The sequence below is a fragment of the Sinorhizobium sp. 7-81 genome, assembly GCF_030124405.1.
In the GTDB taxonomy this organism is placed as follows: domain Bacteria; phylum Pseudomonadota; class Alphaproteobacteria; order Rhizobiales; family Rhizobiaceae; genus Sinorhizobium; species Sinorhizobium psoraleae.
This window is the reverse complement of record NZ_JASKLT010000002.1, coordinates 649,039-665,404: the sequence shown is the minus strand read 5'-3', so window position 1 is coordinate 665,404 and position 16,366 is coordinate 649,039. Positions and strand designations below refer to the sequence as shown.

17 protein-coding genes are annotated in these 16,366 nt (G+C 63.0%); 10 read left to right on the top strand and 7 right to left on the bottom strand.

Translation table 11 applies throughout. The annotated features are described in order from the left end of the window. Positions 1-36 precede the first annotated feature (36 nt). The 10 genes from QN224_RS10355 to QN224_RS10310 all read left to right on the top strand — a co-directional run bounded on the left by QN224_RS10355 (position 37) and on the right by QN224_RS10310 (position 9,100). The gene (locus tag QN224_RS10355) at positions 37-942 is read left to right on the top strand and encodes a sugar ABC transporter permease (RefSeq protein WP_283976572.1); all 906 of its coding nucleotides are present in this window, start codon (positions 37-39) and stop codon (positions 940-942) included. Between the two features lie 13 nt (positions 943-955). After that, the gene (locus QN224_RS10350) at positions 956-1,786 is read left to right on the top strand and encodes a carbohydrate ABC transporter permease (RefSeq protein WP_283976571.1); all 831 of its coding nucleotides are present in this window, start codon (positions 956-958) and stop codon (positions 1,784-1,786) included. Between the two features lies 1 nt (position 1,787). Next, a complete protein-coding gene (locus tag QN224_RS10345) occupies positions 1,788-2,873 on the top strand; it encodes an ABC transporter ATP-binding protein (protein WP_283976570.1) in 1,086 nt (361 codons plus the stop codon). Position 2,874: 1 nt separating this feature from the next. Beyond that, positions 2,875-3,855 (top strand): NAD(P)-dependent oxidoreductase, encoded by a 981-nt coding sequence (locus QN224_RS10340; RefSeq protein WP_283976569.1) that lies wholly within the window; start codon positions 2,875-2,877, stop codon positions 3,853-3,855. Continuing rightward, a complete protein-coding gene (locus QN224_RS10335) occupies positions 3,834-5,543 on the top strand; it encodes an SMP-30/gluconolactonase/LRE family protein (protein ID WP_283976568.1) in 1,710 nt (569 codons plus the stop codon). Before QN224_RS10340 ends, QN224_RS10335 begins: the two co-directional genes overlap by 22 nt. Positions 5,544-5,552: 9 nt before the next feature. Further along, positions 5,553-6,320: an SDR family oxidoreductase gene (locus tag QN224_RS10330; protein ID WP_283976567.1), complete on the top strand. Its 768-nt coding sequence runs from the start codon at positions 5,553-5,555 to the stop codon at positions 6,318-6,320. 122 nt (positions 6,321-6,442) lie between these two features. After that, the gene (locus QN224_RS10325; RefSeq protein ID WP_283976566.1) at positions 6,443-6,631 is read left to right on the top strand and encodes a hypothetical protein; all 189 of its coding nucleotides are present in this window, start codon (positions 6,443-6,445) and stop codon (positions 6,629-6,631) included. Positions 6,632-6,977: 346 nt separating this feature from the next. Then, on the top strand, positions 6,978-7,964 hold the full coding sequence (gene nuoH, locus QN224_RS10320) for an NADH-quinone oxidoreductase subunit NuoH (protein ID WP_269286104.1): 987 nt from the start codon (positions 6,978-6,980) through the stop codon (positions 7,962-7,964). Between the two features lie 83 nt (positions 7,965-8,047). Continuing rightward, a complete protein-coding gene (locus QN224_RS10315) occupies positions 8,048-8,614 on the top strand; it encodes an NADH-quinone oxidoreductase subunit I (protein WP_283976565.1) in 567 nt (188 codons plus the stop codon). A gap of 45 nt (positions 8,615-8,659) precedes the next feature. Continuing rightward, a complete protein-coding gene (locus QN224_RS10310) occupies positions 8,660-9,100 on the top strand; it encodes a CBS domain-containing protein (protein WP_173512078.1) in 441 nt (146 codons plus the stop codon). An 86-nt stretch (positions 9,101-9,186) separates the two neighbouring features. On the opposite strand, the gene nuoG is transcribed toward QN224_RS10310, so the two are convergent. The 7 genes from nuoG to QN224_RS10275 all read right to left on the bottom strand — a co-directional run bounded on the left by nuoG (position 9,187) and on the right by QN224_RS10275 (position 16,317). Continuing rightward, the gene (nuoG, locus tag QN224_RS10305; protein WP_283976564.1) at positions 9,187-11,802 is read right to left on the bottom strand and encodes an NADH-quinone oxidoreductase subunit NuoG; all 2,616 of its coding nucleotides are present in this window, start codon (positions 11,800-11,802) and stop codon (positions 9,187-9,189) included. A 21-nt stretch (positions 11,803-11,823) separates the two neighbouring features. Further along, positions 11,824-13,089 (bottom strand): NADH-quinone oxidoreductase subunit NuoF, encoded by a 1,266-nt coding sequence (nuoF, locus tag QN224_RS10300; RefSeq protein ID WP_283976563.1) that lies wholly within the window; start codon positions 13,087-13,089, stop codon positions 11,824-11,826. 4 nt (positions 13,090-13,093) lie between these two features. Continuing rightward, complete coding sequence (nuoE, locus tag QN224_RS10295) at positions 13,094-13,606, bottom strand: NADH-quinone oxidoreductase subunit NuoE (RefSeq protein ID WP_283976562.1); 513 nt, start codon at positions 13,604-13,606, stop codon at positions 13,094-13,096. A 17-nt stretch (positions 13,607-13,623) separates the two neighbouring features. Further along, complete coding sequence (gene nuoD, locus QN224_RS10290) at positions 13,624-14,838, bottom strand: NADH dehydrogenase (quinone) subunit D (RefSeq protein ID WP_283976561.1); 1,215 nt, start codon at positions 14,836-14,838, stop codon at positions 13,624-13,626. An 89-nt stretch (positions 14,839-14,927) separates the two neighbouring features. After that, positions 14,928-15,464, bottom strand: a complete 537-nt coding sequence (locus QN224_RS10285) for an NADH-quinone oxidoreductase subunit C (RefSeq protein ID WP_283976560.1) — start codon at positions 15,462-15,464, stop codon at positions 14,928-14,930. Then, positions 15,461-15,964: an NADH-quinone oxidoreductase subunit NuoB gene (gene nuoB / locus QN224_RS10280; protein WP_173512072.1), complete on the bottom strand. Its 504-nt coding sequence runs from the start codon at positions 15,962-15,964 to the stop codon at positions 15,461-15,463. Before nuoB ends, QN224_RS10285 begins: the two co-directional genes overlap by 4 nt. Beyond that, a complete protein-coding gene (locus QN224_RS10275; protein WP_269286113.1) occupies positions 15,952-16,317 on the bottom strand; it encodes an NADH-quinone oxidoreductase subunit A in 366 nt (121 codons plus the stop codon). Before QN224_RS10275 ends, nuoB begins: the two co-directional genes overlap by 13 nt. Positions 16,318-16,366: the final 49 nt, after the last annotated feature.

Here is a 16,366-nt window from a genome sequence, read left to right as displayed (position 1 = left end):
GCAGCGCCCGTCCTTTTAAATCCTGAAGGCAGAGACATGAGCCTACGCTTCCTCGATCTGGCACGCCCAAGCCGACAGCACTGGCTGGGCTACCTGCTGCTGCTACCGGCCGTCGCACTGGTGGCTCTGATCATCGTCTATCCGCTCTTCGTGTCGCTTGACCTGTCGTTTCAGAAGATCGGCATGGCCACGCTCAAAGCGCCGCGCAAGCCCTTCACCCTGGAGAACTACAGCAAGCTTTTCACGTCGCCGGATTTCTGGAACGCCTGCTGGGTGACGATCAAACTCGTGGTGGTCGTCAGCGCCGCCTGCTTTGCGGTCGGTCTCGGCACGGCCCTTCTGGTTAACAATCGCTTCAAGGGGCGGACACTCGCACGGCTCTTCGTCGCCCTGCCCTGGGCCGTTCCGGAAGTGATTGCCGTCGTCATCTTTGCCTGGATTTTCGATTCTTCCTTCGGCCTCATGAACTGGCTCTTCATCAAGCTCGGGGTTACGAGCCAGATGATCAACTGGTTCTCCGAGCCGACCGCCGCCTTCTGGGTGGTGGCAATAACCATGATCTGGAAGGGCTATCCCTTTGTTTCGATCATGACGCTTGCGGGCCTGCAATCTATCCCGGAGGACTTCTACAATGCCGCCAAGGTCGATGGCGCCAGTGCCTTGCAGCGCTTCCGGTACATCACGATCCCCGTGCTGATGCCCGTGCTCGGGGTGACGTTGGTGCTCGTCATCCTTTGGGTGTTCCGCGATTTTTCGATCATCAAGGTGCTGACCGACGGCGGACCGCTGAAGGCGACCCAGACGCTGTCCATCATGACCTACGATCAGGCCTTCGGCTTCTTCAACATGGGCTACGCCTCTGCGATCGGCATCGTGACGCTCGTCCTGTGCGTCATCGCCAGCCTTCTGATGCTCGGCCGCAAATCCCAGGCGATGTACTAGGAGGCTCAAAACGATGGAACGTACCGGCTTTCAATCCCTCGCGCTCTATGTGGGCCTCGCGGTCGTCTGCGGCATCCTGCTCTTCCCGATCTACTGGCTGTTCGTCACCGCACTCTCGACGCTCGCCGAGATCCGTCAGTTGCCACCGTCCTTCTGGCCGGCCGAGCCGCAGTGGAGCACCTTTACCAAGGTCGCCTCCGAGCGGCCGATCCTGCTGTGGCTGTGGAATTCGACGCTTGCTGCCGTCGGTTCGGTCGGCCTGTCGATGGTCGTTTCGGTCTTCGCCGGCTACAGCCTCTCGCGCTTCAGCCTCAGAGGCGGGCGATCGCTCGGCCTGTTCATTCTCACAGCGAAGATGCTGCCGGCAACGCTGCTTGTGATCCCGCTCTTCGGCATCTTCCGCTCGATCGGGCTGATCGGCAGCCTCTGGTCGCTCGTCCTGGCCCACGCGACGCTGATCATCCCCTTCACCACCTGGATGCTGAAGGGCTATTTCGATACGATCCCGCGCGAACTCGAGCAGGCCGCCATGGTCGATGGCTGCTCTCCGCTCGGCGCCATGTTCCGGGTCGTGCTGCCGGTCGCCACCCCGGGGCTCGCAGCGACGGCTCTCTATGCCTTCGTGCTCTCCTGGGCGGACTATGCCTATGCCCGCACCTTCCTCACCAACGCACAGGGCAGTTGGACGGCCAATCTCGGCATCACCACGATGAAAGGCGAATATGTAACCGACTGGAACGAGATCTCCGCTGCTGCCGTGTTCATCGCGCTGCCGATCCTCGTCATCTACCTGTTCCTGGAACGCTATTTGGTCGGCGGCCTCACAGCCGGCGCGGAGAAGTGAAATGGCCGGCATAAGCATTCAAAACGTCTACAAAAACTACGGCGCGCTGAACGTGCTCAAGGAGTTTTCACTGGAGATCGCAGACGGCGAGTTCGTGGTCCTCGTTGGCCCCTCGGGCTGCGGCAAGTCGACGATGCTGAAAATCCTCGCCGGGCTTGAACCGGCAAGCGGCGGCAAGATCCTGATCGGCGACAGGGACGTCACCGACCTCGCGCCGGGTGACCGCGACATCGCCATGGTGTTCCAGAACTATGCTCTTTATCCGCACCTGACCGTCGGGCAGAACATTGGTTTCGGCCTGAAGATGCGCGGCACCCCGAAGGCGGAGATCGACAAGCGCGTTCGCGAGGTGGCAAAAATCCTCGCTGTCGACCATTTGCTCGAGCGCCGCCCGAAGGCGCTGTCGGGCGGGCAGCGCCAGCGCGTCGCACTCGGGCGCGCCATTGTGCGCGAACCGCGCGCCTTCCTGATGGATGAGCCGCTTTCCAATCTCGACGCCAAGCTGCGTGTCCATACCCGCGCGGAGATCAGCGCGCTTCACAAGCGCATCGGCGTCACCACGGTCTACGTCACCCATGACCAGATCGAGGCGATGACAATGGCCGACCGCGTCGTCATCATGCGCGACGGCGTCATTCAGCAGATCGCCGATCCCGATGCGTTGTTTGCGAGACCAGCCAACCTCTTTGTCGCCGGTTTCATCGGCTCGCCGGGCATGAACTTCCTGCGTGCCACGGTGGAAGGCGGCAGGCTGACTCTCTTCGGCCAGACCTTCGACGCCCCTGCGGGCGTTGGTGCCGGCGAGATCATCGTCGGCATCCGGCCCGAACACCTCGCGCTCGGTCAGGGCAACGTCACATTCACCGTGAAGCCGGCGCTGGTAGAAAGCCTTGGCTCGGAGAAATATGTCTACTTCGAGCCCGGCGCACATGCCTATGCGGCTTCGCGCGACGAAGAGCGCGGCAAGGGTTTGATCGCCCGCATCGCGCATGCTGGCCCGATCCGTGAGGGCGAAGAGCTCACGCTCTCCTTCAATGCCTCCGAGATCCATCTTTTCGACGCAAAGACAGAAAAGGCAATGAACTGACATGAAGGTCCTTGTAACCGGCTCCGCCGGCAGGGTCGGCTCCTTTGTCGCGCGGCAACTACTCGCTTCAGGACACCAGGTGCGGGGCTTCGACCTGCGCTCGGCCAGTGTAGAAGATGCAGCCTTCGAGGAGGTCGTCGGCGCCTTTGACGACCGCGAGACGGCAAGCCGTGCCTGCGAGGGCGTCGACGCCGTTCTCCATCTCGGCGCCTTCATGTCGTGGCTTCCGGCTGACCGCGACAAGCTCTTCCGCGCCAATGTCGAGGGCACGCGGATCGTGCTCGAGGCGGCAGCCGACGCGAAGGTCGGGCGCTTCGTCTTTGCAAGTTCGGGCGAGGTCTATCCCGAGAACAAGCCGGAGCTCCAACCGATCACCGAGGACCACCCGACGAAGCCGCTCTCGGCCTATGGCATGACCAAGCTCATCGGCGAGGGATTTGTGAAGTTCCAGGGACGCGTATCGCCGATGGAGACGGTGATCCTGCGCTTCTCGCACACGCAGAACGCCAGCGAACTGCTCGATCCGGACAGCTTTTTCTCCGGTCCGCGCTTCTTCCTGCGTCCAAAAATCAAGCAGCAAGAGGGGTTCGGCAACCGGGCCGCAGCCGATCTCCTCAGAGCGGCCGATCCCGGGCAGCCGGCGCTGATTCTCACCCGCAACGAAAACGGCCGGCCGTTCCGCATGCACATCACCGACACCCGCGACATGGCCAAGGGAGTGCTCATCTCACTCACCCATCCGAAAGCGGCCGGCGGCGTCTTCAATCTGGGAGTAACCGATCCTGTTGACTTCGCAGACATCCTGCCCGTAATGGCCGAAAAGACCGGGCTGCCGCTTGTGACCGTTGATCTTCCAGGCGCCGGTGTGTGGTATCACACGTCCAACCAGCGCATGCGCGAAACGCTCGGCTTCGAGCCGGAATGGCCGATCACGCGCATGCTAGACGAGGCGGTAAAGGCATGGAAGAGAAGGCAGGTGTAGGCGGGCTCGAAGATCGTGGAGCCCCCGCCGGCGCGGCAGCGCTTGCCAAGGGCCTCGCTCTTCTCGACCTCATCGCGGAATCGGCGAAGCCGCTGCGCTTCGCTGACTTGCAGAAGCTCAGCGGCGTACCGAAGCCGACGCTGGCGCGCATGCTCAAGACGCTGATGGTCTACCGCCTGATCCGCCAGGACGAAGCAAGCGGCGCCTATCTGCTCGGCCATCGCTTTCTCGAGCTTTCACATCGGGTCTGGGACAAATTCGATCTCGTAAGCGCTGCCATCCCGGAACTCGAACGCCTCTCGGTCGAACTCGGCGAGACGGTGGCCCTTTGCCGGCTGGACGGTCAACGTGTCGTCTATCTGGAAGAGCGGTCGAGCGACGGGCTCGGCGTGCTGATCGATGTCGGCCGCCGTGTGCCGATACATTGCACCGCCGCCGGCAAGGCTCTGCTCGCCTTTCAGGAACCTTCCTTCGCCCGCGCATTGACCGGCCAGATCGTCTACGATCGCTTTACGCCGCAGACAATCACCGACCCGCATGCGCTGGAGGCCGATCTGCTCCTGACACGCGCCCGTGGCTATGCCGTTTCCTACGAGGAGCACCTGGCTGGCGTCAATTCGGTCGCCGCGCCGATCGCCGGACGCGACGGGGTTCCGCTCGGTGTGCTGGTGGTGCTCGGACCGGCGTCCCGCCTTGACAATTCCGCCATCCATCCGGTTGGCCGCGAGCTGATGGCGGCCGCGCGGCGCATCACCGGCTCGGTCGGTGCTGTGGCGATCAGCTCCGGTCCGCGGCCCCGCGCGCGGTCCGGCGGCTTCAGCGGCGTGCATTGCGTGCTGCCCTGGGGCGCGCAACTCGGCGAGGCGCCCGCATGGGTCGAGAGCGAAAGGCGGCTCTATTGGGTCGATATCCTGCATCCGGCCATCCATCGCTTCGACCCGATTTCCGGCAAGAACGAGAGCTGTAACGTCTCCAAGCTTGTCAGCGCCGTCCTTCCGACGCGTGATGGCGGACTGCTCGTGGCATCGCAGGACGGCATCGAGCGCTTCGATTTCGATCGCGGTCTCTTTACCTCCTTCGCAGAGCCGGAGCCCGGTCTGCCGGAAAACCGTCTGAACGATGCCAAGGTCGATCCGAGCGGCCGGCTCTGGGTCGGCTCGATGCGTCTAGACGTGAGCCGCCCCAGCGGCAGTCTCTACTGCCTCACAGGCGCGGGCGACGTTGTCCGCGCCGATAGCGGCTTCACCGTCGCCAACGGGCTCGCCTGGAGTCCCGACGGCGGCACATTCTATTTTGTCGATACCGTTCCGGGCATCGTCTACGCCTATGACTTCGACGCGCGAAAAGGGCTTATCTCCAACCGGCGCGTCTTCGTGACCGTGCCCGAGTCCGAAGGTCGTCCGGACGGGCTTGCCGTCGATGCGGACGGCGGCGTCTGGTGTGCCATCTGGGACGGTTGGCGCGTGAACCGCTACTTGCCGGATGGCCGGCTCGACCGCGCCATCGACCTGCCCATCCCGCGACCGACCAGCGTGGCTTTCGGCGGTGCCGATCTCGCGACACTGTTCATCACCAGCGCCCGCACGCGACTGCCCGCCTCGACCTTGGCCGAAGCCCCGCTTTCGGGTGGAATTTTCGCCTGCGAACCCGGCGAGCGCGGCCTGCCCACCAATCTGTTCGCCGGATGAGGAGGTCTCGTGACGAAATATTTGGACATCTTCTCGCTGAAGGACCGGACCGCTCTCGTCACGGGATCGAGCCGCGGCATCGGCGCGTCGATCGCGCATGGGTTTGCCGCCTATGGGGCGCGGGTGGTTCTGCACGGCCAAAGACCTGGCGCTACAGATGAGGTCGAGCAGGCGATCCGCGCAGGCGGAGGGAATGCTGTTTCGATCCACGGGGAATTATCGCCGCCGGGCGCCGGCCGGGAAATTGTCGCCGCGGCGGTAGCAGCCGCCGGTCCCTTGGACATACTGGTCGTCAATGCGTCTGCCCAAATCAATGGGACATTCGAAGACGTCACGATCGAGGATTTCGCAACACAGATCGACGTCAATCTGCGCGCGACGGTCGAGATGCTGCAGGCCGTCCTGCCGGGCATGGCCGAGCGTGGCTGGGGTCGCGTCGTCAACATCGGCAGCATCAACCAGCTGCGGCCGAAATCGATCGTCTCGATTTACGCGGCGACGAAAGCCGCTCAGCACAATCTGATCCAGAGTCTTGCCCGCGACTACGCGGCTCGCGGCGTATTGCTGAACACGCTTGCCCCCGGTCTCGTCGACACCGATCGCAACGCCGCCCGTCGCGACAGCGACCCCGAAGGCTGGGCGAATTATGTCCGCACACTCAACTGGATGGGCCGCGCCGGCACTCCCGATGAAATGGTGGGCGCCGCGCTCTTCCTTGCCTCGGACGCCTGCAGCTTCATGACTGGCGAGGCCGTCTTCGTGTCGGGTGGCTACTAGGCAACAGCCAACCATGTCTGCAGCCGCAGACTCAAGCCCGACAGTGTTGAAGCGACACCCTGATATCGGTTGAGATTCTCATCAGCGAATGAGAACATCTAGTGAACAAACCGGAGGCCGCCATGACCCGTGCGGAGGAAGTAATCGAGCGAGCTATGGCTGCCGTCGCCGCAGCGCGACGTCAGCGAGAACGCCATCAAGAGCGACGGAAACAGATCTTCGGGCGAATTCAATTAAGCGGTCCGCTGCCTACGCTGAAACGCGGCGGGGTGCAGCTTTCGTTGCGACTGGACAGCCCGGATCAACGGTGACGTCCCGCGCGGGCAGGCGCATCCCTGTATTCCCCCGGGAGAACGCCGTCGTGCACAATCGGCCGCCGCCATATCCGGCAGGTCGTCAGTGAGCGACGCCCAAGCGGCCAGTCATTCCTCCCATCCCCGCGCTATGGCCGGATGATCTAAGGCCGCATGAAAGTCTGAATCTCTTCGGGAGAAGCCTTCCCGTCCTTGCTTGCATCGCGCCGGGTGACCGCGGAACCGCGATAGCATTGTATGTGGTGCGTGGCCGTTGTACCGTGCATCCAGACAGGTGAGCAAAGTGCTCACAGCCGGAGCAGGTCCGGCTGCGTTTCAACCGTTGGACAAGTAGCCGCGGATCATGGAACTTATCGTCGCCCTTGGCCTGATCATCTTCAAAGTGGCGTTGCTGATTGCAATCCTGCTGCTGCTGCCCTTGCCGCTAACATGGCTGGAACGCAAGATCGCCGGGCACATCCAGCAGCGGATGGGACCGATGCGCGTCGGATGGCACGGGCTGCTGCAGCCGGTGGCGGATGGCATCAAGCTCTTGACCAAAGAGGACCACATCCCGGCCGATGCCGACCGCTTCCTGTTCAAACTGGCTCCAATCCTGGCGCTCGCCCCGCCCTTCGTGGTGTTCGTCGCGGTCCCTTTCGGCGAAACCGTCTCGGTCCTCGGCAACGAGATCACGCTCTACGTTTCCAACCTGAACGTGGCGCTCCTTTTCGTCTTCGCCGTGATCGGCCTGGAGGTCTACGGCATCATCTTCGGCGGCTGGGCCGCGAACAGCAAATACGCGGTCCTGGGCAGCCTCAGGACCTGCGCGCAGATGATCAGCTACGAGATCCCGATGGGGTTCGCGGTCATCGGCGTGGTAATGATGGCGCAGTCCATGAGCCTTCTGGACATCGTGCGGGCCCAGGCCGATGTCTGGAACGTCGTCTATCAACCGGTCGGTTTCTTTGTCTTCTTCGTCGCGGGGCTGGCCGAAGCCCAGCGCATTCCCTTTGATCTGGCGGAAGCTGAAGGCGATCTCGGGGCCGGATTCCATACTGAATACAGTGGCATCCGCTTCGCGTTCTTCATGGCCAGCGAATACGCCATCATGCTCTTGGTGTCGGTCCTGGTTGTGATCCTGTTCTTCGGCGGCTGGAACGGCGTGCTGCTGCCATTGCCGCCGCTCGTCTGGTTCGTGCTCAAGGTGGCGTTTTTCGTCTATCTGTTCATGTGGCTTCGCTTCACTCTCCCCCGCTACCGCTACGACCAGCTGATGGCGATCGGATGGAAAGTCTTGCTTCCTTTGTCGATGGCGAACATAATTATCACCGGTATTGCATTCTCTTAGGGGCCGCAGCGGCTCAGCAATTCAAAGGCTGCAGCGGCGCCTATGCGTCCGAATAGGCGCATGATGCTGAGAGCGAGGCGGCGATGTCGCGCGCACGGAACACGATTGGAACATGGATCGGTTGGGCGTTTTTTGCTGATCTGGCGAACGGCCTGGCGCTGACTTTCGGCTATATGTTCTCCAGATCCGTGACCATGCAGTATCCGGACAAGGAGAAATGGCTGCCCTATCCGCGTTATCGCGGGCATCACTTCCTGAAGCGCGACGAAGAGGGCGAGATCAAGTGCGTGGCCTGCGAGCTCTGCGCGCGGATCTGTCCCTGCTATTGCATCGAAGTCGTCCCCTACGAAGACGAGAAGGGCAACCGGCGCCCGGCCAAGTTCGAAATCGACACGGCCCGCTGCCTGTTCTGCGGGCTATGCGAGGACGCCTGCCCGGCGGATGCGATCGCGCTTGGCCAACAATATGAATTCTCAAGTTTTTCCTCGCGAGATTTGGTGATCGGGCGCGACGACCTGCTCACCAAACCAGGCAAGGCTGCGACCGGCGGCGGCGTGGTCGCTGCGCGCCTGAACACGAAGAAGGATGTGCTGGTGGAGGCAAACGAGCCACAGGGTTACAACTGGTGGCGGAATATCCGGCGAACGTGAACGCCTGCCAGCTGTCAAACCGGGGCGCTCGGATAGGAGGCTCAGATGTTTGTCGGCGAAATCGTGAAGAACAAGGGGGTCGGAGTCATCGCGGTCGGTCCCGATCAGACGATGGTGGAAGTCCTGCGGCTATTTCGCGACAACAATATAGGCTTTGTGGTCGTCAGTCCCTTGCCCGGGGAATACATGGGCACGCTTTCCGAACGCGATTGCTGCAATGCCGTGGCGGAATACGGGCCCGAGGCAACGATGATGCGGGTCGGCGACATAATGAACCGCAGCGTGGCGACCTGTTCGACACAGGACCTGCTGCCCTTTGCGATGGCGATCATGACCCAGCGGCGTACGCGCCATGTGCTGGTCACGGATGGCGACGTCGTTGTCGGCGTGGTCAGCATCGGCGACGTGGTCAAGCACAGGCTCGATGAAGCATTGCGCACGGAGCAGGAACTGCACGATTACATTTGCGGGGTCAACTATCACTGACAATACTGAGCGCCGCGCGCCTGTTGAGACGCGCAAGGGTCGCGCTCCCGATTCAAGAGAGGATGCGCTCGGTGTGCGATGCAGGGTCAGGGCAAGCCACCGGCCATGCCTTGGTCGACATCCTCAGCGCTCGCCGCCGCATCGGCTGGGAGGGATGATCCCGAAGATGCCCTTGCTTCGTGAACCTCCACCGGACATGGATATTCTCCCCGCCGCATCAAGCTGTTGAGGCGCAAATCCCTGTAGTTTTCGGGAACAAACACGAGGCCTCTCGGAAAGCGCCGGTTGACCTTGAGCTTCGCCGTCAGTTCGCCATGAGCGGACCGCACGGCCACCTGATCCTGATCGGAAAGGCCAAGCTCAGCGGCATCCTGCGCGCTCATCTCGACATAGGGATCGTCTGCGATCGTATTCAGGATCTCCGAGCGTTCGGAAAGATATCCATTGTGAAACAGGCCGTTGCCGGTGACCAGCATGAACTGGCTGGTTGCTTTGGGGACAGGTGGTGCTGCGAAGAACTCATGAGCCGGCGGCGTCGGGGCCGCTTTTGTGAAGGCGCCGTCTGCGCCAAGCCCATCCTGCGTCAACCCCTGATAGGCCGGAACGAGCCGGGCGATCTCGTTGAAAACCTCACCCTGCGTCGATGGTCGCAGCGCTTGATTACGGAGCGCCGCGACGAAGTCGAAGACCGCCAGGTTGCCCCGCGCGTCGGAGGCGGGCTCGCGAAATTTGCTGATCTTCTGCGTCCGGCCCTCGTTGTTGGTAAACGTGCCGGATTCCTCGCCGTAACCCGCCGCGGGCAGTACGACGTCGGCCAGACCCGCCGTTTCCGTGAGAAAGCTGTCCTGCACGATCACGAGATCGGCGGCGCCAAGCGCCCGTGTCACGAAATCCCTGTCGGGATAGCTGACCAGGGGGTCGGTTCCGGCGATGTGGAGCACGCCCATCCGGCCGCCGACGCAGAGCTCCAGCATGGCGTCGAGATCCGCGCCCGGTTCAGACGGGATTTCGGCGCCCCAGCTCCGAGCGAGCGCTGTGCGCGCCGCGTCATCGGAGACCGCACGCAGGCCCGGCAGAGCCGCCGGCAGGACTCCCATGTCCCAGGCACCCATCTGATTGGCACGGTCGAAGAGGAACTGCATCGCCACGTCCTTGCCGAGCAGACGAAGAACCTGGAGCAGATTGTTGAGCTGTTGCAGTGTCGCACGCGCTTCAGGTGATCTCAGGAGGTCGACGCTGACAAGCAGGGTGACGCTGCGGCCTTCCTTAAGCGCCGTGGCCAGACGATCCGGTCCGTCATGGCCGGTGATCACCGCCGGACCGCCGATTGCCGCACCAATGTCCGCAAGAACGTCGCCCGGCAAGCTCTCACCAGCCGTTGCCACGAGCGCGGCGACCACGGCCGCAAGGCTCGCCGCTTCTCCACCCGGAGGGACGCGAACCACCGCCCGGGCATCGGCATCCAGACGGGATGGCCGCGCCGAGAGCATGAGCAAGCCGGTTTGTCGCTGCCGCGCGGCGTCGCGCAGCAGGTATTCCGTGACCGGGTTCTCCTCGGTCACGTTGCCGCCGACGACGAGCACGCAGTCGCTGCCGATGACCTCGTCCAGCGGCGCGCGGGTATGGAAACCGGCAACGAATGGCCCGAGCGCATCGAATGGCGTGGACCAGCGCGTCGAACAGTCGATGTTGTTCGTCCGGAACACCGTCCGCATCAGCTTCTGGAACTGGTAGAGCACCTCGTTCGGAAGGCGTGGCGAGGCCAGCCCGCCGGCAACCTTGTCCTCGACGGCCGACAGTCGCCGGCGCAAATAATCCCCCGCTTCGTCCCAGGAAACCGCAACGAGGACGCCATCGCGACGGATCATCGGCCGCTTGATCCGATCCCGGCTCTCAATGAAGTCGAGGCCGAAGCGCCCGCGCGCGCAGAGCGTTTCGCGATTGACCCCGTGCTCCCAGTCTGAGCGGACTCGCATGAACTCGCCCTTGCGCGCGCCGACGGTCAGCTGGCACCCGGTGCCACAATGCGGGCAGATCGTGTCGGTCTCGGCCAGATCCCAAGGCCGCGCCTTGTAGCGATAAGGGAAGCTCATCAGCGCGCCGACCGGGCAGACCTCGACGCAGTTGCCGCACTGGTCGCAGCTCGCGAGGCTGCCCTCGAAGCCGGTGACGGCGGTATCCATGCCTTTTTCGACGGTGCCCAGGGCGACCGCGCCGACGACTTCCTCGCACATCCGCACACAGCGCTGGCACTGGATGCAGCGGTTGACGTTCATGATGATGACCGGGCTCAGACGGATGTCCTTCGAGTGGAACACACGCTTGGGATCGTGGAACTCGCTTTTGCGCGGCCCGTATGCCATCACCATGTCCTGAAGCTCGCACTCGCCGCCCTTGTCGCAGATCGGGCAGTCGAGCGGATGATTGGCGAGCAGCATGTCGAGCATGGAAGAACGCGTTTCGTCGATCTGAGGCGTGTTCGTCCGCACCACCATTCCGTCGGTGATCACGGTGGCGCAGGACGGTTGCAATCGCCGCAGCCCCTCGACCTCCACCAGGCACATGCGGCACGAGGCCAGCGCCGGCAGCCGTTTCCAATAGCAGAAGGTCGGGATGTCGATGCCCAAGCGTTCAGCAGCCTGCAGCACCGTGGAGCCAGCCTCCACTTCCAGCGTTTGTCCGTCGATCGTGATGCTAACCATATTTCCTCCCAGCCCCATCCTTCAGTGGAACGGGCACCTCCGCTCCTCGATATGGGTGACGAATTCGTCGCGGAAATGCTTAAGGGCGGCCCGCAAGCCCATCGCGGCGCCGTCGCCCAAGGCGCAAAACGTGTTGCCGAAAATGCCCTTGCAGAGCATCTCCAGTTGCTCCAGATCGCCGGGTTCGCCCTCTCCCGCCTCAATCCGGCGCAGGACTTTCACGACCCAGTTCAATCCCTCCCGGCACGGCGTGCACTTGCCGCAGGACTCGTGATGGAAGAACTCGATGATCCGGGTGGCGACGTTGACCATGCAGGTGGAGTCGTCGACCACGATCACGCCGGCCGAGCCGAGCATCGATCCGGCGGCGGCCAGCGAGTCGAAATCCATCCCCACTTCCAGCCCGGACTCCGGGATAACCGGTGCCGAGACGCCGCCCGGAATCACCGCCTTGATCCTGCGTCCCGGCAGCGGACCGCCGGCGTGGTTCTCGACGAGCTCGCGCAGCGGTATGCCCATCGGCAACTCGTAGAGACCGGGTTTGCGCACCTGCCCGCTCACGCAATAGAGTTTCGGACCGGGGCTCTTGTTCGGACCGATGTCCCGGAACCATTCCGGCCCGCGCATTACGATATGCGGCACGCAAGCGAGCGTCTCGACATTGTTGATCACCGTGGGGCTTGCGTAGAGCCCGGCCACGGCCGGGAACGGCGGTTTCAATCGCGGCTGCGCCCGTTTGCCCTCGAGCGACTCGAGCATCGCGGTCTCCTCGCCGCAGATATATGCGCCGGCGCCGCAGTGAATGTGCACGGCGAAATTGAAATCCGATCCCAGAATACTCGATCCCAGATAGCCCCTTTCATGAGCCTCGGCGATCGCCTGCTCCAGGCGACGGATCGCGGTCACATATTCCCCGCGGATGTAGACATAGGCGGTTTCGGCGCCGATCGCGTAGGCGCTGACCGCCAGCCCCTCGATGAGCTGGTGCGGATCGCGCTCCATTATGATCCGGTCCTTGAAGGTGCCGGGCTCTCCTTCGTCCGCGTTGCAGCACAGGTACTTCGGCTTGTCGGCCCCTTTCGGCACGAAACTCCATTTCATGCCGGTCGGAAATCCGGCACCGCCGCGACCGCGCAGGTTGGACTGCTTGACGAGCTCCACGACCTCGTCGGGCGTGTACTCGTTGAGCGCCTTTGCCAGCGCCTTGTAGCCGCCGCCAGCCTCATAGGTCGACAGCAAATGACCGTCCGGCATGTCGATATTCTTGAGAAGAACCGGCTCGAACATGGCGCTATTCTCCCGGTGATCCTGCGGCGGCGAGATCGGCGCCAGTCGCCTGCCGCACCGTCGCGCGCAGCCTGTCCAGAAGCGCGTCGACCCGGGCGATGTCGAGGTCGCCATGATAGTCATCGCCGACCTGCATCACCGGAGCCATCTCGCAAGCGCCGAGGCATTCCACGGTCGAAAGCGTGAACAGCCCGTCCGTGGTCGTGCCGCCCTTCTTGACCCCGAGGACATCTTCCAGATGCTTCAGCAGGTTCTCGCAGCCGCACAGCATACAGGAGACATTGTCGCAGAGCTGCAGATGGAACATGCCCACTGGCTCGGTATGGAAGAGGGTGTAGAAGGTCGCCAGTTCGTAGACCCAGATCCGCTCGACGCCGAGGATGTCGGCGACCTCTTCCAGCACCGGGCCGGGCAGATGGCCATGTTCCTTCTGCGCGATCAGGAGCGCGGGCATGATCGCCGAGCGCTGGTCGGGATACCGCGCCGCCGCCTGTTCGATCTCTTCGCGCATGGTCATTGCGTTTAAATCTCCTGCTACTTGTCCACCTCCGCCATGACAGGATCGAGGCTGCCGAGCACGGCGATCATGTCCGCCAGGTAATGGGCGTTGGTGACCCCGAAGAGTGCCTGAAGGTTGACGAACGAGGGTGCCCGCACCTTCATGCGGAACGGTTTCGGCGACCCGTCGCTGATGATGTAGAAGCCGAGTTCGCCCTTTGGCGCCTCGATCGCCGAATAGACCTCGCCCTTCGGCACATTGAAGCCATAGGCCGACAGGTCGAAATGCTGGATCAGCGCCTCCATCGAGCAGTGCACCCGCTCCTTGTCCACTGGGAAGGCGATGGTCGGCATGTCGATCTGGAACGGGCCCTCGGGCATCTGGTCGAGACATTGCTCGATGATCCGGACGCTTTCGCGCATCTCCTCGACCCGGCATTGCCAGCGCGCATAACAATCGCCCTCGTCGCGGGTAATGACCTTAAAGTCGAGCCGATCGTAGATCTCGTAGGGCTCGTCGCGCCGGATATCCCAGTCGACGCCCGAGGCGCGCAGGTTCGGGCCGCTCAGGCCAAGATCGATGCCGTCCTCGGCGGAGATCACCCCGATCCCCTCGGTGCGCTTCAGGAACACGCGGTTGTTATCGAGCAGCCGTTCGTAGTCGCGGATCCGGTTCGGGAAGATGTCGCAGAATTCCCTGATCTTCGGGAAGAAGGCGTCCGGAAGGTCCTCGCGCACACCGCCAACCCGGCAGAAGGAGGTATGCATCCGCGCCCCGCTGACCATCTCCAACAGGTCCATGATCATTTCGCGCTCGCGCATGGCATAAAGCAGCGCGGTCATGGCGCCGAGATCCATCGGCAGCGCGCCGGTGATCAGGAGATGGCCGGAGATCCGCGCCAGTTCCGCCATGAGCACGCGTATATATTGCGCGCGGATCGGCGCTTCGATGCCCAGGAGCTTCTCGACTGCCAGCGCGAAGGCCAGGTTGTTCGAGGGCGGGCAGACATAGTCGAGCCTGTCGGTGAGCGGGAATATCTGGGTGTAGGTGAAGCTCTCGGCCAGTTTCTCGGTGCCGCGGTGCAGATAACCGATATGCGGGTCGACGCGGGAGACATACTCGCCGTCCAGCTCGAGGACGAGCCGCAGCACCCCATGCGTGCTGGGATGTTGCGGGCCGAGATTGAGAAGCACCTCCTTGGTGTCGAGTGCCTCGCCTTGCGGCCTCATGAGCTCAGTGACTTCGGTCATCTCACATTTCCCGGTGTCGAGCGGCCTCCGTTAAATCAGTTGATGCGGGATGCGGGCGGAAAACCGCACACACTTTTCCTCATCCCGCTCTAAGGGATGTCCTTGGTGGCAAGGTCCGGCTGGGTCGGCGGTGCGCCTTCGGCGCCGAACGGGTTCAGCTCGTCCTTGTAGCCCCGGAGCGGAAAATCCTTGCGCTGCGGGAAGCCCTCGAACCCTTCCCACATGTAGATCCGGCGCAGGTCGGGATGGCCATCGAACCTGATCCCGTACATGTCCCAGGCCTCGCGCTCATGCCAGTTGGCGGTGCGCCAGACCCCCGTCACCGAGGGTACCCGCGGCGGATCGCCGAGGCGGCACTTGATCCGAACGCGCCATTTGTTCGGCAGCGAATAGAGGTGGTACACCGCCTCATATCGCGGTGCCTCCGGGTGGTGATCGACCCCGCAGATATCGGACAGGAAATCGAACCGCAACGCCGGGTGTTCCTTCAGGAATCGGCAAAGCTCGACGATCCTGTCGGGCGGAGAGGCAAAAGCGTGAACCCCGTGCGAGAAGCCGAGCTCTTCGATTGCCCCTCCGAAACGTTCCGTGATCAAGGTGCGGATGAGAGACGTCTCCGCGCTCATGGCAGGGCGATCCTCTCCAGCGGCGTCCCGGCGAGCGCCCTGGACTTCTTGATCTTCTCCTGAAGCAGAAGGAAGCCGTGCATAAGCGCCTCGGGCCGCGGCGGACAGCCGGGCACATGCACGTCCACCGGCACGAAGGTTTCCGCGCCCTGTACCACCGCATAGGTGTTGTAGACCCCACCCGAGATGGCGCAGGTGCCCATGGCGATGACCCAGCGCGGCTCCGGCATCTGGTCGTAGAGCCGGCGCACCACTGGCGCGAACTTCCGCGTTATGGTGCCGGCGATGATCATCACATCCGATTGACGCGGCGACGGCCGGAACACCACGCCGAACCGGTCGAGATCGTAGCGGGCACACCCCGCCGAGATCATCTCGATGGCGCAGCAGGCAATTCCGAAGGTCTCTGGCCACAGCGCCGATCTTCGGCCCCAGTTGATGATGCTGTCGGCCGTGGTGAACAGAACGCTGTCGCGGATCGCGTTGTTTACGCCTCCCATTCCAGCGCCCCTTTCAGCCAGGCGTAGGCGAAGCCCACGATAAGCAGCAACATGAAGACGAACATCTCGACATAGCCTACCAGCCCGATCTCTTTCAGGACGACGGCCCAGGGAAAGAGGAACATCGCCTCGACATCGAAGACGACCAGCAGGATCGCAAGAATGAAGAACTGCACCCTCAGGCGGCCGCCGGCGGCCTCGCCAGCCGGGTCCATGCCGCATTCATAGGGCATGTTCTTCGCGGGATAGGGATTGGACGGGCGCAGCAGCGAAGAGACAAAAAGCGTCGCCAGCGCCACCAGAACAATTCCGGCGACCATGAAAAGAACCGGCAGGAATTCCATTGGGGTCATAATTCCGTCCCCGTCAGCCACCTACGGCGCCGCGCGTCTTCTCGGACGC